Origin of the sequence: Streptomyces sp. NPDC058671 (assembly GCF_042716475.1) — a bacterium.
Taxonomy (GTDB): domain Bacteria; phylum Actinomycetota; class Actinomycetes; order Streptomycetales; family Streptomycetaceae; genus Streptomyces.
Map to the genome: position 1 here is coordinate 130863 of NZ_JBHXSA010000001.1, position 23062 is coordinate 153924.

General features: G+C 70.0%; 21 protein-coding genes and 2 tRNA genes. 14 read left to right on the forward strand and 9 right to left on the reverse strand.

Annotation, left to right across the window (positions count from 1 at the left end; all coding sequences use genetic code 11):
• The first annotated feature begins 121 nt into the window (after nucleotides 1-121).
• Together ACFWV2_RS00520 and ACFWV2_RS00525 are read left to right on the forward strand one after the other, a co-directional pair.
• Nucleotides 122-194, forward strand: a tRNA-Ala gene (locus ACFWV2_RS00520).
• 346 nt (nucleotides 195-540) lie between these two features.
• Nucleotides 541-921, forward strand: a complete 381-nt coding sequence (locus tag ACFWV2_RS00525) for a DUF6344 domain-containing protein (RefSeq protein ID WP_384399473.1) — start codon at nucleotides 541-543, stop codon at nucleotides 919-921.
• Nucleotides 922-1206: 285 nt separating this feature from the next.
• Here the strand turns inward: ACFWV2_RS00525 and ACFWV2_RS00530 are convergent, their stop codons facing one another.
• Complete coding sequence (locus tag ACFWV2_RS00530) at nucleotides 1207-1917, reverse strand: DUF5324 family protein (protein ID WP_384399476.1); 711 nt, start codon at nucleotides 1915-1917, stop codon at nucleotides 1207-1209.
• A gap of 162 nt (nucleotides 1918-2079) precedes the next feature.
• Between ACFWV2_RS00530 and ACFWV2_RS00535 the strand changes: the two genes are divergently transcribed.
• Together ACFWV2_RS00535 and ACFWV2_RS00540 are read left to right on the forward strand one after the other, a co-directional pair.
• Nucleotides 2080-2607 carry a peptidylprolyl isomerase gene (locus ACFWV2_RS00535; protein WP_384101916.1) on the forward strand — a complete coding sequence of 176 codons (528 nt, stop codon included), beginning with the start codon at nucleotides 2080-2082 and terminating at the stop codon, nucleotides 2605-2607.
• 22 nt (nucleotides 2608-2629) lie between these two features.
• On the forward strand, nucleotides 2630-3514 hold the full coding sequence (locus ACFWV2_RS00540) for a rhomboid family intramembrane serine protease (RefSeq protein ID WP_384399479.1): 885 nt from the start codon (nucleotides 2630-2632) through the stop codon (nucleotides 3512-3514).
• 304 nt (nucleotides 3515-3818) lie between these two features.
• On the opposite strand, the gene crgA is transcribed toward ACFWV2_RS00540, so the two are convergent.
• Entirely contained in the window at nucleotides 3819-4073 is a 255-nt protein-coding gene (gene crgA / locus ACFWV2_RS00545; RefSeq protein ID WP_360788250.1) for a cell division protein CrgA, read from the reverse strand.
• Nucleotides 4074-4213: 140 nt separating this feature from the next.
• On the opposite strand from crgA, the gene ACFWV2_RS00550 reads away from it, so the two are divergent.
• The 5 genes from ACFWV2_RS00550 to ACFWV2_RS00570 all read left to right on the forward strand — a co-directional run bounded on the left by ACFWV2_RS00550 (nucleotide 4214) and on the right by ACFWV2_RS00570 (nucleotide 7936).
• Nucleotides 4214-4981: a DUF881 domain-containing protein gene (locus ACFWV2_RS00550; RefSeq protein ID WP_384399482.1), complete on the forward strand. Its 768-nt coding sequence runs from the start codon at nucleotides 4214-4216 to the stop codon at nucleotides 4979-4981.
• Nucleotides 4982-5177: 196 nt separating this feature from the next.
• Nucleotides 5178-5339 carry a hypothetical protein gene (locus ACFWV2_RS00555; RefSeq protein WP_024760376.1) on the forward strand — a complete coding sequence of 54 codons (162 nt, stop codon included), beginning with the start codon at nucleotides 5178-5180 and terminating at the stop codon, nucleotides 5337-5339.
• Entirely contained in the window at nucleotides 5336-5974 is a 639-nt protein-coding gene (locus tag ACFWV2_RS00560; RefSeq protein WP_384399485.1) for an aminodeoxychorismate/anthranilate synthase component II, read from the forward strand. Before ACFWV2_RS00555 ends, ACFWV2_RS00560 begins: the two co-directional genes overlap by 4 nt.
• On the forward strand, nucleotides 5971-7224 hold the full coding sequence (locus ACFWV2_RS00565) for a class E sortase (protein ID WP_384399488.1): 1254 nt from the start codon (nucleotides 5971-5973) through the stop codon (nucleotides 7222-7224). The genes ACFWV2_RS00560 and ACFWV2_RS00565 overlap by 4 nt, the downstream gene beginning before the upstream one ends.
• A gap of 37 nt (nucleotides 7225-7261) precedes the next feature.
• Entirely contained in the window at nucleotides 7262-7936 is a 675-nt protein-coding gene (locus ACFWV2_RS00570) for a class E sortase (protein ID WP_384399491.1), read from the forward strand.
• 121 nt (nucleotides 7937-8057) lie between these two features.
• Here ACFWV2_RS00570 and pknB read toward each other — a convergent pair whose 3' ends face one another.
• The 6 genes from pknB to ACFWV2_RS00600 form a co-directional block, all read right to left on the reverse strand.
• Complete coding sequence (gene pknB, locus ACFWV2_RS00575; RefSeq protein WP_384399494.1) at nucleotides 8058-10100, reverse strand: Stk1 family PASTA domain-containing Ser/Thr kinase; 2043 nt, start codon at nucleotides 10098-10100, stop codon at nucleotides 8058-8060.
• Between the two features lie 155 nt (nucleotides 10101-10255).
• Nucleotides 10256-11722 (reverse strand): peptidoglycan D,D-transpeptidase FtsI family protein, encoded by a 1467-nt coding sequence (locus ACFWV2_RS00580; RefSeq protein WP_384399497.1) that lies wholly within the window; start codon nucleotides 11720-11722, stop codon nucleotides 10256-10258.
• On the reverse strand, nucleotides 11719-13143 hold the full coding sequence (locus tag ACFWV2_RS00585; protein WP_384399500.1) for an FtsW/RodA/SpoVE family cell cycle protein: 1425 nt from the start codon (nucleotides 13141-13143) through the stop codon (nucleotides 11719-11721). Before ACFWV2_RS00585 ends, ACFWV2_RS00580 begins: the two co-directional genes overlap by 4 nt.
• Before the next feature lie 26 nt (nucleotides 13144-13169).
• Entirely contained in the window at nucleotides 13170-14663 is a 1494-nt protein-coding gene (locus tag ACFWV2_RS00590) for a Stp1/IreP family PP2C-type Ser/Thr phosphatase (RefSeq protein WP_384399503.1), read from the reverse strand.
• Nucleotides 14664-14842: 179 nt separating this feature from the next.
• Nucleotides 14843-15364: an FHA domain-containing protein gene (locus tag ACFWV2_RS00595; RefSeq protein WP_360788277.1), complete on the reverse strand. Its 522-nt coding sequence runs from the start codon at nucleotides 15362-15364 to the stop codon at nucleotides 14843-14845.
• Nucleotides 15365-15374: 10 nt separating this feature from the next.
• A complete protein-coding gene (locus tag ACFWV2_RS00600) occupies nucleotides 15375-16250 on the reverse strand; it encodes an FhaA domain-containing protein (RefSeq protein ID WP_384399507.1) in 876 nt (291 codons plus the stop codon).
• 409 nt (nucleotides 16251-16659) lie between these two features.
• Here ACFWV2_RS00600 and ACFWV2_RS00605 point away from each other — a divergent pair.
• The 3 genes from ACFWV2_RS00605 to ACFWV2_RS00615 all read left to right on the forward strand — a co-directional run bounded on the left by ACFWV2_RS00605 (nucleotide 16660) and on the right by ACFWV2_RS00615 (nucleotide 19427).
• Nucleotides 16660-16746, forward strand: a tRNA-Leu gene (locus tag ACFWV2_RS00605).
• A 193-nt stretch (nucleotides 16747-16939) separates the two neighbouring features.
• Nucleotides 16940-18730, forward strand: coding sequence for a sensor histidine kinase (locus ACFWV2_RS00610; RefSeq protein ID WP_384400304.1), 1791 nt, complete (start codon nucleotides 16940-16942; stop codon nucleotides 18728-18730).
• A gap of 37 nt (nucleotides 18731-18767) precedes the next feature.
• Nucleotides 18768-19427 (forward strand): response regulator, encoded by a 660-nt coding sequence (locus tag ACFWV2_RS00615; protein ID WP_384399510.1) that lies wholly within the window; start codon nucleotides 18768-18770, stop codon nucleotides 19425-19427.
• 61 nt (nucleotides 19428-19488) lie between these two features.
• On the opposite strand, the gene ACFWV2_RS00620 is transcribed toward ACFWV2_RS00615, so the two are convergent.
• Entirely contained in the window at nucleotides 19489-19992 is a 504-nt protein-coding gene (locus tag ACFWV2_RS00620; RefSeq protein WP_384399513.1) for a MarR family winged helix-turn-helix transcriptional regulator, read from the reverse strand.
• A gap of 103 nt (nucleotides 19993-20095) precedes the next feature.
• On the opposite strand from ACFWV2_RS00620, the gene ACFWV2_RS00625 reads away from it, so the two are divergent.
• Complete coding sequence (locus ACFWV2_RS00625) at nucleotides 20096-21247, forward strand: hypothetical protein (RefSeq protein WP_384399516.1); 1152 nt, start codon at nucleotides 20096-20098, stop codon at nucleotides 21245-21247.
• Nucleotides 21248-21399: 152 nt separating this feature from the next.
• Nucleotides 21400-22860: a DUF2252 domain-containing protein gene (locus tag ACFWV2_RS00630; protein ID WP_384399519.1), complete on the forward strand. Its 1461-nt coding sequence runs from the start codon at nucleotides 21400-21402 to the stop codon at nucleotides 22858-22860.
• The last annotated feature ends 202 nt before the right edge of the window (nucleotides 22861-23062 follow it).

The window sequence follows — 23062 nt, forward strand, 5'->3', positions numbered from 1 at the left end:
CCCATCCCTGCGGTTCGCCACTGCGAACCTCGGGCAGCATCTTACGGAGAGTGGTCGCGGACCGGGAGTCCCCATCTTTTTGCCGGACATGGGGGGTGACCCGGTACGCTGTTCTCGTTCCGGGGCCTTAGCTCAGTTGGTAGAGCGCTGTCTTTGCATGGCAGATGTCAGGGGTTCGACTCCCCTAGGCTCCACTCCTCGGACAGCCCTCCTGACCCACGGGAACGTGGGAACGGGGGGCTGTCGTGCGTGGTGGTCCCGCCAGGTCGACCGGGTCTCCCGGACGGTCTTCGCAGAGCTCTGTTTCTGCCCGCTCACCGACAGCGGGCGCGCACCGACGTACGCGGTGGATCCGCTCAAGCGGCAGCTTGCCCAGCTCAGACGCCGACTACTGGTCCGGACGGGTGGTGTTCATCGGAAGAACTGCGCGACGGCGGCGACGTTCCACGGAATTCGGAAGCGCATCCACATCATGAGGAAAGTACGTAAAGCGCGCAAACCGAAATGAACCATCCGGGAACGTCACGAAAGTGAGGGGTCATGGCCACCGCCAAGGTCAAGCAGTTCTGGACCGCCTTCATCTCCGTCCTCTTCGCCCTGCTCGCCTCCGTCGGCCTGGCGGGCACCGCCGCCGCGGCGCAGCAGCCCGCCGTCCAGCAGCCCGAGGAGCCGGCCGCCCCCGCTTCCTCCGCCACCGCCCCGGTCGCCAGGGAGCGAGCCGCGCTCGCGTCCGTACCCGCACAACGTGCCCACCACCGGCCGGTCGCAGGGGACCGTTCCCTGCCGCCCACCATCAAGCAGCGCATCGCCGCCGAGGCGCACGGCTCGTCCCCGTCCTCACGGCACCGTTCCTCGACCGCCCCGGCCGAGGGCGACGAGTCGGCCGCCCTGACGGAGCTGGCGCTCACTTCTGCGGTGTAGGGCGCGGGGAGCCGATCATCCGTACTCCCCGCACCTCCTCGCAGGACCCGCGTCGCTTCACAGGACCCCCGTCGCCTCACAGGACTCAGCTGCACCCCACCAGACTTCGGCAGGACTCTGCAGTGACCCGCCACCCCGGCAGGACCGCGCAGGACCCGCCAGACCTCGACGGGCCCGGCAGGACCCGCCGGACTTCAGCGGGATGCGGTAGCAACTCCGCCAGACCTCGACGGGCCCGGCAGGACCCGCCAGACCTCAGCGGGATCCGGCAGGACCCCGGCCAGATCAGCGGTGCTCGTCCCTTTCGGCGGCCTTCTCGGCCGCGGCCGCGGCTTCGGCTTCGGTCTCCTTGGCCTCCACCTCCGGGTCGAGGGAACCCTCACTGCCGTCGACCGACGCCAGTACGGCGTCCTCGTCCACCTCGGTGGGAGCGGGCGGTTCGACCAGCCAGTCGGGATTGGCCTGCTTGTCCCACCACTTCCAGGCGGCGTACGCGCCACCGGCGACAACGCCCAGGACCATGAGGCCCTTGGCGAGGCGTCCGGCCCTGGCCCGGCGCTCGTGCTTCCTCACGATCTTCTGGATTTCCCTCGGCGTCACCTGGCCACGCAGCGCGGCCCAGGCAGCAGTGGAACGCGACCCGGCCTCCTCAAGGGCGGGACCGGTCGCGGCGACCGCGTACTCGACACGCGGAACGGTGTAGTCGGCCGCCTGACGGGCGGCCCTGCGGGTCTTGACCGCCGCACGATGTGCGGCCGCGTCGACCCGCGGCGGGACATGCGGTGCGACGTACGAGTCGTACTGCGCACGTGCCTGCGCTCGGGCCTGTCGAGCGGCCTTCGATACCTTCGGCGCGAGCAGCACGCGCGCCTCGTGCGCGTAGTGCGAGGCCTGGTCCCTCGCCGTGTCGGCGTACGGCGCCACCACTTCCGCGGCGTGCACGACGCTCTCCTTCGCCGAACCTGTCGCGGCGCGCACGCTGTCCATGCGGGTCACAGGATTCCTCCTCCTCGGTGGCGATGTCGTAATTCGCCTTTCCATCCTTTTTCGAATCATGCCCGTCGGGACCAGGTCCGGCATGTGGGGCGGGCATACGGGGGCATGCGAGGATCGAAGGCGCCAAGGACAGACGTGACACGACGTGGACGGAAGGCGACCGTGGCCGAGCAGCTGTACGCGATCCTCAAGACCAGCCTGGGTGACATCGAGGTGCGGCTGATGCCGTTCCACGCCCCCAAGACGGTCCGGAACTTCGTCGAACTCGCCTCGGGCGAGCGCGAGTGGACCCACCCCGCGACCGGCACGGTCTCCTCGGACCCGCTCTACGACGGCACGGTCTTCCACCGGGTCATCAAGGACTTCATGATCCAGGGGGGCGACCCGCTGGGGGACGGCACCGGCGACCCGGGCTACGCCTTCGCCGACGAGTTCCACCCGGAGCTGTTCTTCGACCGTCCCTACCTGCTGGCCATGGCCAACGCCGGCCCGGGCACCAACGGCTCGCAGTTCTTCGTCACCGTCGCCCCCGCGACCTGGCTGAACCGCAAGCACACCATCTTCGGCGAGGTCGTGGACAAGGAGAGCAGGAAGGTCGTGGACGCGATCGCGACCACCGCGACCGACCCGCACACCGAACGACCGCTCCAGGACGTGGTCATCGAGTCCGTGGTGATCGAGAAGCGCTGAGAAGGGAAGGGACGCAACCTCCATGGACCCGCGACCTTCCACGGACCCGCCCGCCGGCCCGCCGCGCTGCTACCGCCACCCGGAGGCCGAGACCGGCATCCGCTGTACCCGCTGCGACAAACCGATCTGCACCCGGTGCATGATCTCCGCGTCCGTCGGTTTCCAGTGCCCCGACTGCGTACGCGACGGCTCGGGGACCGGCCACGCCGCCGACGCCAACCAGCCGAGGACGCTCGCGGGCGGGAAGGTGGCGGCCGACGACCGTCTCGTCACCAAGGTCCTCATCGGGATCAACCTCGCGGTCTACCTCGCGGTCCTGGTCCTGGGCGACCGGCTCGTCGACGAGCTCGTGCTCATCGGCTACGCCTTCAGCCCGGGGCTCGGCGAGGTCGTCGGGGTCGCGGACGGCGAGTACTACCGGCTGCTGACCTCGACCGTCCTCCACCAGGAGGTCTGGCACATCCTCTTCAACGTGCTGGGTCTATGGGTGATCGGCGGGATCGTCGAACCCGAGCTGGGCCGGATCCGGTACGCGGCCCTGTGTCTGCTCTCGGGTCTCTCCGGCTCCGCGCTCGCCTACCTCGTCGCGGAACCGAACCAGCCGTCGCTCGGCGCCTCCGGCGTCGTCTACGGACTGATCGGCGCCTGGGTGGTGCTGGCCCGTCGGCGGCGTCACGACATGCGGCCGGTGGTCCTCTTCGTAGCGCTGTCGCTGCTCATGACGTTCACCCGTCCGGGGATCTCCTGGGAGGCCCACGTGGGTGGTCTAGTCGCGGGCGCCCTGGTGACGTACGCGCTCGTGCACGCGCCTCGGGTCCTCCGGGACGTGGTGCAGTACGGCGCCTGTGGACTGGTGCTCCTGATCGACCTGGGGATCGTGCTCGCCCGCTCGGCAGCGCTCACCTGAGCGAACACGGCTGTGGACGAGCAGCCAGGTGAGCTTCGGAGAGCTTTCCCCAGAGTTATCCACAGTCCGTGGCGACTCCTGGGCACTGTGTGGGGAAAGGTTGCGCCCCTCGCCTCTGACCTGGTGTTTCTCCAGGGAGGTGAGGGGCGCTCCAAGCTCTTGCGCGGGTGATTCCGATCATACCGGCGTCAACCTCGTGCGAGTTATCCACAGATCTTCGTAAGTTATCCAGTGCTGTGCACAACGCTGTGGATAAGTTCAGGGCAGAGCTTGACGAGCGCCCTCCGCCCGGGCAAGGGCCCCGCTACTTCCACTGCGTGGAGACACCGAAGCCGGCCGCGATGAAGCCGAAGCCCACCACGATGTTCCAGTTCCGGATCGACTCGAGCGGCATCGAGCCGTCGGTGACGTAGAAGACCACGATCCACACCAGACCGATGGCGAACAGTGCCAGCATCACAGGTGCCACCCAGCTGCGGTTGGTCAGCTTGATACTGGTGGCCTGCTTGGCGGGCGGAGGCGTGAAGTCGGCCTTCTTGCGGATCCGTGACTTCGGCACGAGGGACTCTCCTGTCGATGCGCTGCGTGACCGCGCAGGGAACTGTGGCTGGCGCCGGGATGTGACGAAGGAGGACGACTGCGTCCCCCGGGCGTCCGTTAGCGTAGTGGTTCCGCGGCACCGAAGGGGATCAGGGTACGTTGACCAATTCCGCCGGCACTCCCGAACGTGCGGGCCGCACCGCGAGGTGGCGCCCCGTCCGGGTGCTCACCCTTGCCGTTTTCGCCCTCGCCGGACTGATCTTCGTCACGAGCTTCAACACCGCCAAGGGCACCAACATCCGCACGGACGCCTCCCTTCTGCGGCTCTCCGACCTGATCGAGGAGCGCAGCCACAAGAACGCCGGCCTCGACGAGTCCACCGCCGCCCTCCGCTCCCAGGTCGATTCTCTCGCAGCCCGCGACGACGGATCCACCCGTGAGGAGGACGAGCGACTCGACGCGCTGGAGGCGTCGGCGGGCACCACCGAGGTCTCCGGCCCAGGCATGACCGTCACCCTCGACGACGCCCCGCCGAACGCCCAGGCCGCCCCCGGCTACCCCGAGCCGCAGGCCAACGACCTCGTCATCCACCAGCAGGACCTCCAGGCCGTCGTCAACGCGCTGTGGCAGGGCGGCGCCGAAGGCATCCGGGTCATGGACCAGCGGCTGATCTCCACCAGCGCCGTGCGCTGCGTCGGCAACACCCTGATCCTCCAGGGCCGCGTCTACTCGCCCCCGTACAAGATCACGGCCGTCGGTGACCGGGGGAAGCTGAGCAGGGCGCTCGCCGGGTCCCCTGCGATCCAGAACTACCAGCTCTACGTGAAGGCGTACGGGCTCGGCTGGAAAGTCGACGACCACAGAGCGGTGACCCTCCCCGGCTACTCGGGCACGGTGGACCTCCACCACGCGAAGCCGGTGAGCTGACGGCGGGAGGGCGGCCTGGGGGCCTGCCCTCCGACGCGAGGGGGACAGCGGGCCACCGACTCGCCGTCAGGGCGCGCCTCGACGCCACACGGCCGGTCGCCGACGGTTGTCCACAGGCTTTGGCCGGCTGACCCCCCGCGGCCCCCCTCGCCCCGTACTCTGGTCCCCGTAACGAACGGAAGGGGCGGTCGACGTCATGTACGGCTGGATCTGGCGGCATCTGCCGGGCAACGCGTGGGTGCGGGCGCTGATCTCGATCGTGCTGGTCCTCGCGGTCGTCTACGCCCTCTTCCAGTACGTGTTCCCCTGGGCGGAGCCTCTGCTTCCGTTCAACGATGTGACGGTGGACGGCCAGTGAGCGCACGCATTCTCGTCGTCGACAACTACGACAGCTTCGTCTTCAACCTCGTTCAGTACCTCTACCAGCTCGGCGCCGAGTGCGAAGTCCTCCGCAACGACGAGGTCGAGCTGAGCCACGCCCAGGACGGCTTCGACGGCGTCCTGCTCTCGCCCGGGCCCGGCACGCCCGAGGAGGCCGGCGTCTGCGTCGAGATGGTCCGCCACTGCGCGGCCACCGGCGTGCCCGTCTTCGGCGTCTGCCTCGGCATGCAGTCGATGGCCGTGGCGTACGGCGGCGTCGTCAACCGTGCCCCCGAGCTGCTGCACGGCAAGACCTCCCCCGTCACCCACGAGGGCCGGGGCGTCTTCGCCGGTCTGCCCTCGCCGTTCACCGCGACCCGCTACCACTCGCTGGCCGCCGAGCCCACCGCCCTGCCGGCCGAGCTCGAGGTCACCGCGCGGACCGAGGACGGCATCATCATGGGTCTGCGCCACCGCGACCTGCCCGTCGAGGGCGTCCAGTTCCACCCCGAGTCGGTCCTCACCGAGCACGGCCACCTGATGCTCGCCAACTGGCTGCAGCAGTGCGGCGACAAGGGGGCGGTCGGGCGGTCGGCGGGGCTCGCGCCGGTGGTGGGCAAGGCCGTCGCGTGACGGCGGGCTCCCCATGGCCCCGGCAGGACGAGCCGGGACCCGAGCCGATACCCGCGGACCCGTACGGGATCCCGTCGCCGCCGTACGGGGACGCCGCACCGTACGGGGAACCCGCCTCATACGGGCAGGACCCGGCGTACGCCCAGGGCGCCGAGGCGTACGGGCAGCCCGCAGCGCCGTACCGGCAGGACCCCTCCCCGTACGGACAGGACCCGGCGTACGGTCAGCCCACCGCCGCGTCCGGGCAGCCCTCAGCCCCGTACGGACAGGACCCCGCCCCTTACGAGGAGGACCCGGTCTACGGGCGGTCCGCCACGCCTTACGGGCAGGCGGACCCCTACGTGCCCCCGTACGAGCCACAGGAGGCGGAGAAGCCCCCGCAGGCCTCCCCGGACGAGACGAGGCCCCTACGGGCCGTGGAGCCCCTTCCAGGCCCCGGTCGGGCCGAACGCCGCCGCGCCGCCAAGGGCGGTGGCCGGGGCAAGGGGCGCAGTGGCCCGCCGGGCACCTCCCCCGCCGCCCGGCCCCCGGCCCCGCTCTCCCGGGTCGAGGCCCGGCGCGCCGCCCGCGCTGCCAAGGACAGCTTCGGCGTCATCGCGAGCCGGGCCGTCGGGGAGCTCTTCATCACCTTCGGCGTCGTGATGCTGCTCTTCGTCACCTACCAGCTCTGGTGGACGAACGTCCTGGCGGGGCAGGAGACCGACCAGGCCAAGGAACAGATCGAGGACACCTGGGCCAAGGGCGAGAGCAAGCCGGAGGCCTTCGAGCCGGGCGAGGGCTTCGCCATCCTGTACATCCCCAAGCTCGACGTCGTCGTCCCCGTCGCCGAGGGCATCGACAAGACCAAGGTCCTCGACAAGGGCATGGTCGGCCACTACGCCGAGGGCGCGCTCAAGACGGCCATGCCGTCCGACAAGCAGGGCAACTTCGCGGTCGCCGGCCACCGCAACACCCACGGCGAACCGTTCCGGTACGTCAACCGGCTCAACCCCGGGGACCCGATCGTCGTCGAGACCCAGGACGCCTACTACACCTACGAGATGGCGAGCATCCTGCCGCAGACCGCGCCCTCGAACGTCGCCGTGATCGACCCCGTGCCGAAGGGCTCGGGCTTCACCGAGCCCGGCCGGTACATCACGCTGACCACCTGCACGCCCGAGTTCACCAGCACGTACCGGATGATCGTGTGGGGCAAGCTGGTCGAGGAACGACCGCGCAGCAAGGGAAAGCCCGAAGCGCTCGTAGGCTGAGCCCCCACACCTCCGGACGGGACGACGGGACGACCTAGTGGCACGCGTGCGTAATCGGATCGCCGGGATCATCAGCCTCTTCGGTGAACTCCTCATCACCGCGGGCGTGGTGCTCGGCCTCTTCGTCGTCTACTCCCTGTGGTGGACCAACGTCCTCGCCGACCGCGCCGCCGACCAGGACGGCGCCCAGGTCCGCGACCGCTGGGCCGGCGGCCCGGGTGCGCTCGACACGAGGGACGGCATCGGCTTCCTGCACGTCCCGGCCATGGGCGACGACGAGATCCTGGTCAAGCGGGGCACCGGAAGCGACATCCTCAACAACGGCGTGGCCGGCTACTACACCGACCCGATCAAGTCCGCGCTCCCGCAGGACAAGCAGGGCAACTTCACGCTCGCCGCGCACCGGGACGGGCACGGGGCCAAGTTCCACAACATCCACAAGTTGAAGACCGGGGACGCGATCGTCTTCGAGTCGAAGGACACCTGGTACGTCTACAAGGTCTACAAGTCCCTGCCGGAGACCACGAAGTACAACGTGGACGTCCTCCAGCCCGTGCCGAGGGAATCCGGCAGGACCAAGCCCGGCCGCTTCATCACCCTGACCACCTGCACCCCCATGTACACCTCCGACTACCGGTACATCGTCTGGGGCGAACTGGAGCGCACGGAGAAGGTCGACCGCGACCGGACGCCGCCGGCGGAGCTGAACTGAGCTGAGGCGAGGCGAAGCGATACGGGGAGAGCCCCGGCATCCTCTGGATGCCGGGGCTCTCCCCGTCGGTACGGGTGCTCCATCGTGCGGGGCTCCGTCGTGCGGGGCTCAGGTGTGCGGCTCAGCCGAAGATGCCGCCGACACCGTCGTTGTCCCCGCCGTTGTCCCCGTTGTTGCCGTTCCCGTTGCCGCCCGGGTCGCCCCCGCCACCGCCGACCGTGTAGAGCGTCACCGTCTCGCCGGCGTTGACCATCGAACCCGCCTGCGGGTTCGAACCGACGACCATGGCGTCCTCCTTGTCGGAGCCCTGCTGCTGGACCACCAGGCCCAGGCCCTCCAGCTGCGCCTTGACGTCCTTGAACGGCTTGGTGGCGATGTCGGCCGGGATCTGGACCTGCGCCGGCTGCTGCGGGCCCTTCGAGATACGCAGCTTGACCTCGGCGCCCTCCGCCGCGGACGCGTTGCCGTTCGGGGTCTGTTCGAGGACCTCGTCCTTGGGCTTCTCGGAGTCCACGTACTCGGTGACCACGACGAACCCGAGCGCCTTCAACTGCTGCTCGGCCTGGGGGAACTGGTTGCCGACGACCGGGGGAACGGTCTTCAGCTTCTGCTTGGCGACGGTGATCGTCACCTCGGAGTTCGTCTCCGCCTTGGTGCCGTTCTGCGGGTTCGTGCGAATGACCGTGCCGGGGTCCTCGTCGGACTCCTCCTGCTCGACCTTGACCTTGAAACCCTTGTCCTTCAGGGTCTGCTCGGCGCGCTCCTGCGACTGCTCGACCACGTCCGGGACCTCGATGAGGGGGGCGCCCTCGGAGACGTACACCTGGATCGTGCCGTCGGTCTCCATCTGCGCGGAGCCGTCCGCCACCGGGGTCTGACGGCAGATGGAGTCCTTGGGCTGGTCGCAGCGCTCGGTGCCCGCCTGCTGCATCTTCACCCCGGCGTTGGACGCGAGACCCGTCGCCGCCTGCACGGTCTGACCGACCAGCTGCGGCACGGTGACCTGCCGGGGGCCGTCCTCCTTGTCGAGCAGCGAGACACCGATGAAGATCGCGCCGACGAGCACCAGGATGCCCGCGAGGACCAGCAGGATCGTCGAGGTGTTCGACTTCTTCTGGCCACCGCGTCTGCGGTCCGGTCGGTCGTCGTAGCCGTAGCCGCCGTCGTCCGCGTTGACCGGAGGCATCATCGAGGTCTGGCCGGCCGGGTCCGCCTGGCGCAGTGCCGTGGTCGGCTGGTCCTCCGGCGGATAGCCGTAGCCCCCGCCGTACGAGGGGGCGCCCATGCCCATCCCCATGCCCATCGCAGCGGCGGCCGCGACCGGCTGACCGTCGAGGCAGGCCTCGATGTCTGCGCGCATCTCGTCGGCGGACTGGTAGCGGTAGTCGGGGTCCTTGACCAGGGCCTTGAGGACGATGGCGTCCATCTCGGGCGTGATCTCGGCGTCGAAGTTGCTCGGCGCCTGCGGCTCCTCGCGGACGTGCTGGTACGCGACGGCGACCGGGGAGTCACCGATGAAGGGGGGCCGTACGGTGAGGAGCTCGTAGAGGAGGCAGCCCGCGGAGTACAGGTCGGAGCGGGCGTCGACCTGCTCGCCCTTGGCCTGCTCCGGGGAGAGGTACTGGGCCGTGCCGATCACCGCGGCGGTCTGCGTCATCGTCATGCCCGCGTCGCCCATGGCGCGCGCGATGCCGAAGTCCATGACCTTGACCTGGCCGGTACGCGTCAGCATGACGTTCGCCGGCTTGATGTCACGGTGCACGATCCCGGCGCGGTGCGAGTACTCCAGCGCCTGGAGGATGCCGACCGTCATCTCGAGGGTGCGCTCGGGGAGAAGCTTGCGTCCGGAGTGCAGCAGCTCACGCAGGGTCGACCCGTCGACGTACTCCATCACGATGTACGGGATGGAGACCCCGTCGACGTAGTCCTCGCCGGTGTCGTAGACCGCGACGATCGCCGGGTGGTTCAGCGAGGCGGCGGACTGTGCCTCACGGCGGAACCGGGCCTGGAAGGACGGGTCGCGGGCCAGGTCGGCCCGCAGCGTCTTCACAGCGACGGTGCGGCCGAGCCGGGTGTCCTGGGCGATGTACACCTCGGCCATGCCACCACGGCCGAGCACCGAGCCCAGCTCGTACCGGCCGCCGAGGCGACGCGGCTCTTCCATAGCTAATCCAGCCCTCTCCGTCTGTCCCGACCGCACCCATGGGTGGTCCGGCGGTGTGTGCTGTTCGCGCATACGCTACCGGCCCCGGGGAGACCTTCCGCCCGGGGCCGGTAGCTGATACCTGACCGGTACCTGGCACGTACGGGGCCGAGACGTCAGCCGCGGCTCTTCACGACCGCCTTCATGACGGCCTTCGCGATCGGGGCCGCCAGACCGCCACCGCTGATGTCCTCGCGGTCGGTGCCCGCCGAGTCCTCGACGATGACGGCGACCGCGACCGGGGAGCCCTCGGCGGTCTTCGCGTACGAGATGAACCAGGCGTACGGACGCTTGGCGTTCTTGTCGCCGTGCTGGGCCGTACCCGTCTTGCCGCCGACCTTCACACCGGCCATGTTCAGGTCGGCCTTGCCGCCGGTGCCGTCGGTGACGACGCTCTCCATCATCTGCTGGAGCAGCTGGGCGTTCTTCGGCGAGATCGGCTGGCTCATCTCCTCCGGCTCGTTCTGCTTGAGGATGTCGAGGTTCGGAGCGCGCAACTGGTCGATCATGTACGGCTTCATCAGCTTGCCGTCATTGGCGATCGCCGCCGTGACCATCGCCATCTGGAGCGGGGTGGTCGCGGTGTTGAACTGGCCGATGGAGGAGAGCGCGTTGCCGCCGCGGTCGGCCTTCTTGTCGTAGACGGAGGCGGAGGAACGGACCGGGGTGAACTGCTCGGCGTTGAAACCGAACTTCTCGGCCATCTCCACCATCTTGTCCCGGCCGACGTCGTCGCCGAGCTTCGCGAAGACCGAGTTGCAGGAGATTTCGAGGGCACGCTTCAGGCTGGCGTTGGCACAGCCACTGGCGTGGTTGACCATCTCCTTGGTGGAGAGCGGGATCTTCCAGCCGTCGGGGGTGTCGGTCGCCGCGTTGATGTCGGTGACCTTGCCGTTCTCCAGTGCCGCGGCGGCGGTGACGACCTTGAAGACGGAACCGGGCGGGTAGATCTCGCGGATCGCCCGGTTGAGCTTCGGCTTGTTCTTGTCCTTCTCCAGCGCCACCCAGGCCTTCTCGTCCTTGGAGGAGTAGCCGGCGAAGGAGGTGGGGTCGTACGAGGGTGTGGACGCCATCGCCAGGATCTTGCCGGTCTTCGGCTCGATGGCGACGACGGCGCCGGTCTTGCTCCCGAGGCCCTCGAAAGCGGCCTTCTGGGCGGCACCGCTGAGGGTGGTGACGACGTCGCCGCCCTTCTTCTTCTCGCCGGTGAACATGGCGAGCGTGCGGTCGAAGAACAGCCGGTCGTCGTTGCCGGTGAGGATGCCGTCCTCGATCTTCTCGATCTGGTTGGCGTCGTAGGCCTGCGAGGCGTAGCCGGTGACCGGGGCCCACATGGGACCGTCGACGTAGGTGCGCTTGTACTTGTAGTACGGGTCCTGGGAGTCGACGGAGCCGGTGATCGGCTTGGCGTCGACGATGATGTTGCCCCGCTCGTTCGCGTACCGCTCGATCTGGACGCGCTTGTTCGTCGGGTGGCTGTTCAATTCGTCGGCGCGCACGTACTGCAGCCAGTTGTCGCGCACGAGCAGGGCGAGGATCAGCAGGCCGCAGAAGATCGCGACCCGTCGCAGCGGCTTGTTCACGGACGGACCACCTGGGTCATCTCGGCGTCGGGGTTCGGGGCAGGCGCGGGCGCCGGACGGCGCGCGGTGTCGCTGATCCGGATCAGGAGGCCGATCAGAGCCCAGTTGGCGATCACGGAGGATCCTCCGTACGCCAGGAACGGCATGGTCATACCGGTCAGCGGGATGAGGCCCATCACGCCGCCGGCGACGACGAAGATCTGGAGCGCGAAGGCGCCGGAGAGGCCCATCGCGAGCAGCTTGCCGAAGGGGTCACGGGCGGCGAGCGCGGTGCGGACACCGCGCTCGATGATCAGTCCGTAGATGAGCAGGAAGACCATCACACCGGTCAGTCCGAGTTCCTCGCCGACGGTGGCGAAGATGAAGTCGGAGTTCGCGGCGAAACCGATCAGGTCGGAGTTGCCCTGGCCGAGGCCCGTTCCGAGGATGCCGCCGGAGCCGAAGGACATCATGACCTGGCTCATCTGCTGGCAGGCGGCGACGCCTTCCTTGGCACAGGTGAACGGGTCGGCCCAGGCGTCCACGCGGTCCTGCACGTGACCGGCGAAGGAGGCCACGCCGACCGCGCCCGCGACCGACATGAGCAGGCCCATGACGATCCAGCTGGTTCGCTCGGTCGCCACGTACAGCATGATCACGAACATGCCGAAGAACAGCAGCGAGGTGCCGAGGTCGTTCTCGAAGATCAGAATGAGGAGGCTGACCGCCCAGATCGTCAGGATCGGGCCGAGGTCACGGCCACGGGGCAGGTAGAGCCCCATGAAGCGGCGGCTGGCCAGGGCCAGGGCGTCGCGCTTCACCATCAGGTAGCCGGAGAAGAAGATCGCGAGCACGATTTTCGCGAACTCGCCGGGCTGGATGGAGAAACCGCCGACGTTGATCCAGATCTTGGCGCCGTAGACGGCCGAGCCGAGGCCCGGCACCAGCGGCAGCAGCAGGAGTACGAGCGCCACCACCATCGAGATGTACGTGTAGCGCTGCAGGACCCGGTGGTCCTTGAGGAGCAGCAGCATGCCGACGAACATCGCGATGCCGATCGCCGAGTACATCATCTGCTTGGGGGCGTCGGGGCTGAAGCTGTCGTACAGCCGCATCGACGTCGCGATCAGCCGCGGCGACTGGTCCAGTCGCCAGATCAGCACCAGGCCCATGCCGTTCAGCAGGGTGGCGAGGGGAAGCAGCAGCGGGTCCGAGTAGGGGGCCCACTTGCGCACCACGAGGTGGGCGACGCCCGCGAGCAGTGCGAGCCCGAGTCCGTACCCGAGCATGCCGGCCGGGACCTTGCCGTCGATGGCCAGGCCCACGTTGAGGTACGCGAACACCGGGATGACGACGGCGAAAGCGAGCAGCGCCAGCTCGGTGTTGCGGCGGCTCGGCGCCTCGATCGCGCCGATGGTGGTCGTGTTGGTGACAACGCTCATGGTGGTGAAAGGCCCCCTACGGGTGCTTACTGCTTGCCGCAGTTCGAGGCCAGCTTCTGCTCCTCCGCGGTGAGGGTGGGACCCGGGGACGGAGCGGCTGTGGTGGGCTTGGGGTCAGGGGTGGCGGTGTCGCCGGGCTTCTCGGTCGGCGGCTTGCTCGCCTGGTCGGCGGCCTTCTCGGCGGCCTCGCGGCGCTGCTCGGACTTCTTGCAGGCCGTGGCCTGTGCCGCCAGCTCGGCGATCTTCGTCCGGGCCTTGCCGAGGCTGCCGCCCGCGATGGTGTCCTCGACCTGCTTCCGCTGGTAGGCGGGAAGGTACTTGAGTTCGATCTCGGGGTGGTCCTTCTCGACCTTCGAGAGCGAGACCCAGGCCAGGTCCTGGCTGATGCCCTGGTACAACGCGACGTGCTGGTCCTTGGAGCCGACGAAGTACTGCGTCTGCGTCCAGCGCCAGCCGCCGTACAGCCCGCCGCCGACGACCGCCAGGGCGAGGACGAGGAGGAAGGAGCGCTTGAGCCACTTGCGGCCGGTGCGCGGCTTCACGAAGTCGTCGTCCGTGTACGACTCGAAGGAGCCCTGCGGGGGCATGCCGCCGTAGCCGTGGTCGTCGCCGCTGCCGGGAGGCCCGAAGCCGCCGGCGGGCGGCTGCTGGTGGGCGGACGCGCGGCCGAGACCGGAGGCGCGGCCGGCCGGGGTCTGCATCGCCCCGCCGTCGTTCAGCTGGGCGGCCTGGTTCTCGGCGACCGCGCCCACGATGACCGGGGTGTCGCTGAGGTGACCGGCGAGGGTGTCGCCGCCGTCGACGTCGAGGACGTCGGCGACGATCACCGTGATGTTGTCGGGGCCGCCGCCGCGCAGGGCGAGCTGGATCAGCTCCTGCACGGTCTCCTGCGGGCCCTGGTAGCTGGCGAGGGTGTCCTCGAGCGTCTGGTGCGAGACCACGCCGGACAGGCCGTCGGAGCAGATCAGATAGCGGTCGCCGGCCCGGACCTCACGGATGGAGAGGTCGGGTTCGACGTGGTCGCCGCTGCCGAGCGCACGCATGAGGAGCGAGCGCTGCGGGTGGGTGGTGGCTTCTTCCTCGGTGATCCGGCCCTCGTCGACGAGCCGCTGGACCCAGGTGTGGTCCTGGGTGATCTGGGTGAGGACGCCGTCGCGGAGCAGGTAGGCGCGCGAGTCACCGACGTGCACGAGGCCGAGACGCTGGCCGGTCCACAGGAGGGCGGTGAGCGTGGTGCCCATGCCCTCCAGCTGCGGGTCCTCCTCGACCATCATCCTGAGCTGGTCGTTGGCGCGCTGCACCGCCGTACCGAGCGAGGTGAGGATGTCGGAGCCGGGGACGTCGTCGTCGAGCGTGACGAGGGTGGAGATCACCTCCGAGGAGGCGACCTCGCCGGCCGCCTGTCCGCCCATGCCGTCGGCGATGGCGAGCAGCCGGGGACCGGCGTAGCCCGAGTCCTCGTTGCCCTCGCGGATCATGCCCTTGTGCGAGCCCGCGGCGAATCGCAGGGACAGACTCATGCGCACCTGCCCTGTCGCCGCTGCATCGGGGTACAGCCGGTCTCGACCCACACTGCCCACCCTCCGGTCGCTCCGGTCACGCCGGTCGTCTCGCTCGCTCCGGTCAGGAGCGCGGCACGGCCTGTGGCGGGGACCGTCCCGTCTCGCTCGCTCCGCTCGCGCCTATTCATGATGTCGCACTACTTCCGCAGCTCGATGACGGTCTTGCCGATGCGGATCGGCGCGCCCAGCGGAATCGGTGTGGCGGTGGTGAGGCGGGTCCGGTCGAGATACGTGCCGTTGGTGGACCCGAGATCCTCGACGATCCACTGGCCGTCCCGGTCCGGGTAGATCCTGGCGTGCCGGCTGGACGCGTAGTCGTCGTCCAGCACGATCGTCGAATCGTGCGCCCTGCCCAGCGTGATCGTCTGGCCCTGGAGGGCGACGGTCGTGCCGGTGAGGGTGCCCTCGGACACGACCAGCTTGGTCGGGGCGCCGCGGCGCTGCCGCCCACCGCCCGTGCTCTGCTGGCCGCGCTGCTGCGGAGGCGCGGCGGCCTGCCGCGCCTGCTGCTGGGGTCGCGCCTCCTGGCGCCGTGAACCGCGCTGGGTCACCCGCGTACCGAAGAGGTCGCTACGGATGACCTGGACGGCCACGATGACGAACAGCCACAGAACGGCCAGGAAACCCAACCGCATGACCGTAAGGGTCAGCTCTGACATTGCCCCCGCTTCACCCTTCGGCTTGCCGGTAAACGATGGTGGTGCTGCCCACGACGATCCGCGAGCCGTCGCGGAGCGTAGCGCGGGTGGTGTGCTGCCCGTCCACCACGATGCCGTTGGTGGATCCCAGATCCTGGATCGTCGAGGGCGTTCCGGTCCGGATCTCGCAGTGCCGGCGGGAGACGCCGGGATCGTCGATCCTCACGTCCGCGTCGGTGCTGCGGCCGAGGACCAGGGTCGGGCGGGAGATCTGATGGCGGGTGCCGTTGATCTCGATCCAGCGGCGCGGGGAGCCCGCTCCGCCGTGGGTGCCGGGGCCCGGCATGGGGCCGGGACCGCCCGCGGGGCGTCCCGCGGCGGCCGTGGGCCGCTGACCGGGGGCGCCGGGAGGCGGGGATGCGGGCATGGGCGGGGCGCCGGCCGGGGGGTACCCGTAGCCGCCGCGACCGCCCTGTGCCGGGCTCTGCTGCTGGTGGGACGGTCCGCCCGCGGCCGGCTGCGACTGTGACGTACTCGACGCCAGAGTGCGGCTGCGGACGCGGTACAGGCCGGTGTCGAGGTCGTCGGCCTTCTCCAGGTGGACCTTGATCGGGCCCATGAAGGTGTACCGCTGCTGCTTCGCGTAGTCCCGGACCAGGCTGGCGAGCTCGTCGCCGAGCTGGCCCGAGTAGGGGCTGAGCCGGTCGTAGTCCGGGGTGCTCAGCTCCACGATGAAGTCGTTGGGGACGACGGTCCGCTCGCGGTTCCAGATCTGCGCGTTGTTGTCGCACTCGCGCTGGAGCGCGCCGGCGATCTCGACCGGCTGGACCTCGGACTTGAAGACCTTGGCGAAGGTGCCGTTGACCAGACCTTCGAGACGCTGCTCGAAACGCTTCAGGACTCCCATGGGGCACCTCCTCCGTCGTTGTCGTCCTGGTACTGCTTACTGATCGTATCCACGCGTCGGGAAATCGGCTGGTTCCCCTTCTCTGCCCTGTGGACGAGTGTCACCTCTCACAGGCTTTCCCCACGGATCGTAGAGGCGGCCTGTGGACAGTGTCCCGCACCCGGCTGTGGAAGCGGGGGCTCGGTCCGGGCTTCGGGGCGGTCCGTCCCCTTCCTCCCCCTCCTCACCCTCTCCATCCCTCTGCTCTCCTCTCCCTCCTTCCCGCTTCCGTGCTCCTACCCCTTCCTCACCTTGGTCTCCCCGAGCGGAGGCGAAACAACGGATGTGAATCCACGGTCTGCGACGTGCTAATCTTCTGATGTCGCCAGGCACTCGCACCACAAGTGAGAGAGCCCGGAGCACACCCAATGCGCGGGTGGCGGAATAGGCAGACGCGCTGGATTCAGGTTCCAGTGCCCGAAAGGGCGTGGGGGTTCAACTCCCCCCTCGCGCACCAGACGGAAGCCCCGTAGGTCATCGACCTACGGGGCTTCCGCGTTGTCGTCGTGCGTGTGAGCCTTCCCATGCCCCCCTCTTCTCCCCGGGGCGGGCACTGATGGTGGTCGGCAGCGACTTTGGTCGTCGGCGGACGAGACGAAAGAGAGACGCCCGGGCGCCGGGCCACGGCCTACGGTGCGAGCGTGGATCTCATGTCGAAGTCGGGGGACCGGAGTTCGTACGGGGCCGGAGTCGGGGGCAGGGCCGTGCTCGCCGCCGGGTGGGCCTGGTTCGCGGTGCCGGGGCAGTGGTCGGGGCGCAGGACCACCGGTGAGGTGGCGCTCGCCGCGGTCGTCGCGCTGCTCGGCGCCGGGACCGAGGACCTGCTGGGCGGCGAAGGGTGGCGGCTGGCCTGGGTGGCCGTCGGCTCCGCCGTGCTGTCGCTGGTGCGGCGCCGACTTCCCGCGAGTGTCCTCGTCCTGACGGCCGGGCTCACACCCTTCGTACCGGGCTTCGGGCCGCTGCTGCTCGTCGTCGGCTGGTCGTCCGGGCGGTACATCGCGGGCGCCGGGCGGGCACTCGCCGCGTACATCGCCGCCTTCGTCCTGAACGTCGGGGGGAGCCTCATCGGGCCCTGGGACCGGCAGCGGCTGCTCGCCATCGCCCTCACAGCGACCCTCTACTACCTCGGCACCACCCTGGCCCCCGGGCTCGCCCACCGCTACTGGACCCAGCGACGCACCCTGCTGCACGCGCTCCAGGAGCGGAACGCCCAGCTGGTGCGGGAGCGGACGATGGTGGCCTGGCAGGCCCGGCTGCGGGAGCGGCAGCGGATCGCCCAGGACATGCACGACAGCCTCGGGCACCAGCTGGCCCTCATCGCCGTGCACACGGGAGCCCTTGAGGTGGACAGGGAGCTGAGCGAGCGGCAGCGCGAGGTGGTCGGGGTCCTGCGGAACGCGTCGGTGACCGCGATGCACGAGCTGAGGGAGGTCGTCGGGATACTCCGCGACGGCGTCGAGGCCGTCGACGGGACCACATTGGCCCTCGGGCGGGCCGGGGACGAGACGGGGCGGGCAGCGCGGGGGATCGCTGGCATCGAGGGGCTGGTGGAGGCGGCGCGGGCGTCCGGCACCTCGGTCGGGCTGCGACGGTCGGGGGAGGAGCGGACACTGGCGCCGGCCGCCGACCATGCCGCGTACCGGATCGTGCAGGAGGCCCTGACCAACGCCTACAAGCACGCGCCGGGCGCGCCGATCGGCGTCGAACTGCGCTACGAGCCGGACACCTTCGTGGTGGAGGTCCTCAACGATCAGCCGACGGACGGGCCCGCCGAGGACGTGGTGAGCGGCGGCCAGGGACTGGACGGACTCGCCGAGCGGGCCCGCCTGGTGGGCGGCATGTGTCACGCGGGTCCGGCGGACGGCGGCGGGTTCCGGGTGGCCGGGATGCTGCCGTACGGGGCGGCGCCCGTCGCGGAAGCGGCGCCTTTGGTCGATGTGGCCGACGACTTCCGGCAGCAGACCACGAGGCCGCTGGTCGGCGATGGTCGTCCGGTCGTGGTCGGACCGGCCGACTGGACGTTCACGGAGCGGGAGCTCGCCATGGCGATGCGTGGGGGCAGGACCAGAAGCACGGGCGGTTCGATAGCGCTGGGCTGCGGGATCGCGTTCGCGGCGCTCGTGCTGCTGATGGTGGCGGGGGGATTCGGCCTCTACTTCCTGATGGGTTCACTGAAGGAGGGGATGATCGAACCCGAGCAGTACGACGCGGTGAAGGTGGGGATGCCCGAGAAGGAGGTACGTGACCAGCTTCCCTCGGGCGACACGATCGCCACCGCGGGTCTGAGCGCCAAGGGGCCCGACAGACCGGAGGGCGCCAACTGCCTGGTGCTGATGTCCTCGGAGATGGGTGAGACCTTCGAGACGGAGCCCGTCTTCCGGTTCTGTTTCAAGGACGGCAAGCTGATCGAGAAGAAGTCGTACGAGGTCGAGGCGCGGTAGCGCCGATCCGCCCGTACCGAAGCCGTGGGGGACAGCAGTGGCAGGGCAGCCGATCCGGGTCGTGATCGCCGACGACGAGCCTCTGATCAGGGCCGGGATCCGGATGATTCTCACCTCGGACCCGGAGATCGAGGTCGTCGGCGAGGCCGCCGACGGGCGGCAGGCCGTCGAAGCGGCTCGGGCGCACGCCGCCGACGTGGTGCTCCTCGACATCCAGATGCCGGTGCTCGACGGCCTCTCGGCCCTGCCGGAGCTGCGCCGGACGGCGCCGCAAGCCCGGGTGATCGTCCTGACGACGTTCGGCGAGCGGGAGAACGTCCTGCGGGCGCTCGAGCACGGCGGAGCCGGGTTCCTGCTCAAGGACACCGCGCCCGCCGAGCTGATCCGGGCGGTGCGGGCGGCCGCGGCGGGTGACGCGTATCTGTCTCCGGCGGCGACCCGTCATGTGGTGGAGCGGCTCGCCACCGGGCGGGAGGCGGCCCGTGCGGAGCAGGCGCGGGGAAGGGTCGCGGGGCTGAGCGACAAGGAGCGCGATGTGCTGGCTCTGCTCGGGGAGGGCCTCTCCAACGCGGACGCGGGGAAGCGGCTGCACATGAGCGAGGCCACGGTGAAGACGTATGTGAGCCGGATCCTCGCCAAGCTGGACTGCGAGAACCGGGTGCAGGCGGCTCTGTTGGCGCGGGACGCGGGGCTGTAGGGGCCTTGGGCGTTGGGCCTTGGGCTTTCGTGCTGGAGGTGGAGGGGTGCGGGGCCGGGGGTCAGTGCGGGGGGCTGCCGGGGAGGTCGGTCGGGAGGTCGGTGGGGTCGGCCGCGTTGTAGCGGAGCAGGTAGGCGGCGAAGCGGGCGAGGTCCTCGGGCTGCCAGTCCTTGAGGCGTTCCTGGTAGGCCGCGCGCCGGCTCGTGCGGGCCGTGGTCAGCACTGTGGTGCCCGCCTCGGTGGGGTGAAGGACGTGCACGCGGTGGTCGTCGGGTGCGGGGCGGCGCTCGACGAGACCGAGCTTATCCAGGGCCGCGATCTGGCGGCTGACCGTCGACTTGTCGAGCAGGTAGTGGGCCGCGAGATCGGTCGCGCGGCAACCGCTCTGTTCCTCGATGTGGGCGAGGAGCGTGTACGAGACGAGCGGGAGCTCGGGGTGGACCCGGGCAGCGGCGGCGCGGGCTCGGCGCGCGAAGGCCGTCAGTTCACGCTGGATGACGTCCACGGACGCCTCGCGTAGGGGCTCTCCGGCGGGCTCTGCGGCGCCGGTCATCGGGGCGGTCATGGGGGCTCCCTCGTCGTCGGATGGGCACTGTTCACCCACCACGGCCTTTCGGTTGTATAGTACAACGAGTCGGTAGTTGTAAAAGCCAACCATGGAGGTATCGGTGTCCGCAGGACCGAACACCACCGGGGCGTTGCGGCACGTCCTCGGACATCTGCTCACCCCGCTGCTGATGTGCGTCGGCATGGGGCTCGCCTACCTCGGCGCGTTCCACGCCCCCGCACCCCACGATCTGCGCGTCGACGTCGTCGGCTCCGGGCCCACCGCCCAGATCCTCGCGCAGACCCTCCAGGACAAGGGCGCCGGCGACCTCGACGTCCGTACCGTCGCCGACCGGGACACGGCCGTCACCGCCTTGCGCGAGCAGGGGAGCTTCGGTGCCTACGTCCCCGGTGAGAAGCCCGAACTGCTCATCGCCTCCGCCTCCTCCGACACCAGCGCCATGGCCGTGGAGAAGGTGTTCACCAAGGTCGCCGCCGGGCAGGACGCCCCGCTCAAGGTCACCGACGTGGCGCCCGTCGCCCCCGGCGACCCCACCGGCCAGGGCGTCTTCTTCCTGCTCGTCGCCCTCAGCATCGGCGCGTACGCGTCGGTCGCCGTCATCGGCGGAGCCGGTGCCGTCCTGCCCATGCGCGTGCGGGTCCTCCTCGCGGCAGGGATGTCCCTCGTCGTCAGCCTCATCGGGACGCTCTTCGCCGGACCGGCCTTCCACCTGGTCGACCATGGCCTCGGAGGCGTGTGGGCGCTGTCCTGGCTGTACGCGGCGGGCATCCTGCTCGTCGGTGTCGGCCTCCACACCTTCCTGCGCCGCTGGACCACCCTCGGTGTGATGGTCCTCTTCGTCATGCTCAACTTCACGAGCTCCGGCGGCATCTACCGGCCCGAGTTCCAGCCCGGCTTCTTCGGCGCACTGCACGCGTTCTGGAACGGCGCGGGCTTCATCGAGGGCGTACGCGGCCATGTCTACTTCGGCGGGCACGCGCTCGGCGGGCACGTCCTCGTCCTCGCCCTCTGGTTCCTCGCCGGAACCGCCCTCGTCACCGCCGCCGGGATCACGGAGGCGAAGCGTGGCCGCGCGGCCGGGCCGGCACAGGGCACCCACGACGCGGTCGTGACCGAGGAGGAGAGGGCTGAGAGGGAAAAGTCCGAGGACGAGAGGGCTACGAGGGAGACATCCGAGGACGCGAGGGCTCAGAAGGAGAGGGCGCAGACGGGGGAGGTCGAGGAGGAGATGGAGGAGGCCGTGGCCGTCTGAGCCCGTCGCGGGACCCGTTCGCCGTCGGCCTGTCCGCAGAGTTGTCCACAGGCGGGTGACCGGCGTTGTCCACAGGGGGAGACGCTCGCTCGGGTGCGGCGGTACCGTCAGCCTCGGATGATGTTGGACTCACACATCGGGGGAGGCGTGCCATGGACGAGATCCTGGCCGGAGTACCGGAACAGCGCGGTTCGGACGGAAGCCCGGAGGACGTGCGCGTCCCGCACGTACCGGGGTTCGCGCGGCGCGCCGCCCTCGGTGGCGGAAGCGACCACAAGGAGCGGGGCAAGAAGCTCAGGGAGCGGGTCCCACGCTCCGCCCACTCCCGGCCGGCCCTCGCCGACGACCGGCCGGACGCGGTCCGGGCCGTCGAGGAGTCGAGCCGCGACCGCGTCCCCGAGCTCGCGCCGATACGGATCGGCAGGATGGCGGCCAGCCCCTTCGCGTTCCTTCGCGGATCCGCCGGACTGATGGCCCACGATCTCGCCGACACCCCCGTCACAGGGATAGCCGCCCAGTTGTGCGGCGACGCCCACGCCGCCAACTTCGGGCTCTACGGCGACGCCCGCGGCCGCCTCGTCATGGACCTCAACGACTTCGACGAGACCGTCGTCGGCCCCTGGGAATGGGACCTCAAGCGGCTCGCGACGTCCCTGGTCCTCGCGGGCCGTGAGGTGGGCGCGAGCGAGGAGATGTGCCGGGCCGCCGCCTTCGACACCGTCGGTGCCTACCGGCGCACCATGCGCCTGCTCGCCCGGCTCCCCGCGTTCGACGCCTGGAACGCGATCGCCGACGAGGAACTCGTCTCGCACACCGACGCCCGTGATCTCCTCGGCACCCTGGAGGAGGTGTCCGCCAAGGCCCGCAACAACACGAGCGCCCGGTTCGCCGCCCGGTCGACCGAGGCCGTGACCGACGCGGAGGGCGGCGGCCGCCGGTTCGTCGACGCCGCCCCGGTACTGCGCAGGGTCCCGGACGCCGAAGCCGCCGTCGTCGCCGCCTCCCTCGGTCCGTACCTGGAGACGGTGTCCGAGGACAGACTGCCGCTGCTCGCGCGGTACGCCGTTCACGACGTGGCCTTCCGGGTGGTCGGCACCGGCAGCGTCGGCACCCGTTCCTATGTCGTCCTGCTCCTCGACCACCGGGGAGAGCCGCTCGTGCTCCAGGTGAAGGAGGCCCGTCCGTCCGCGCTGTTGCCGCATCTGCCGGCGGCGGGCTTCCCCCTGCCGGAACCCGGCCACGAGGGGCGACGGGTGGTGCTCGGACAGAAGCGGATGCAGGTCGTCAGCGACATCCTGCTCGGCTGGACCACGGTCGACGGGCGCCCCTTCCAGGTGCGCCAGTTCCGCAACCGCAAGGGCAGCGTCGACCCCGCCGCCCTCACCGTCGAGCAGGTCGACGACTACGGCCGGATGACCGGCGCGCTGCTGGCCCGCGCCCACGCCCACAGCGCCGACCCGCGCCTGATAGCCGGGTACTGCGGCAAGAACGACCAGTTCGACCAGGCCGTCGCCTCCTTCGCCGTGTCCTACGCGGACACCACCACCGCCGACCACGCCGACCTGCTCTCGGCCGTCCGCGCGGGCCGCATAGCGGCGGAACAGGGCGTCTGACGGCTGGGGAGTAGCGGGGGGCGGGGGGCGGGCGGTAGCAGTCAGGGGGCGGGGGCGGGAGGGAGGGGGGAGGGGGAGCCCCCCGAGGCCCTCTGAGGCCCGTAGGCTGGGGGGACGAGGCCGAACGAGGACTGGGCGGGCGTGGACGTGAGCGTGGACCAGGGTGTGAACGACGGGCCCGGGGACGAGCGGCCCAGGGCCG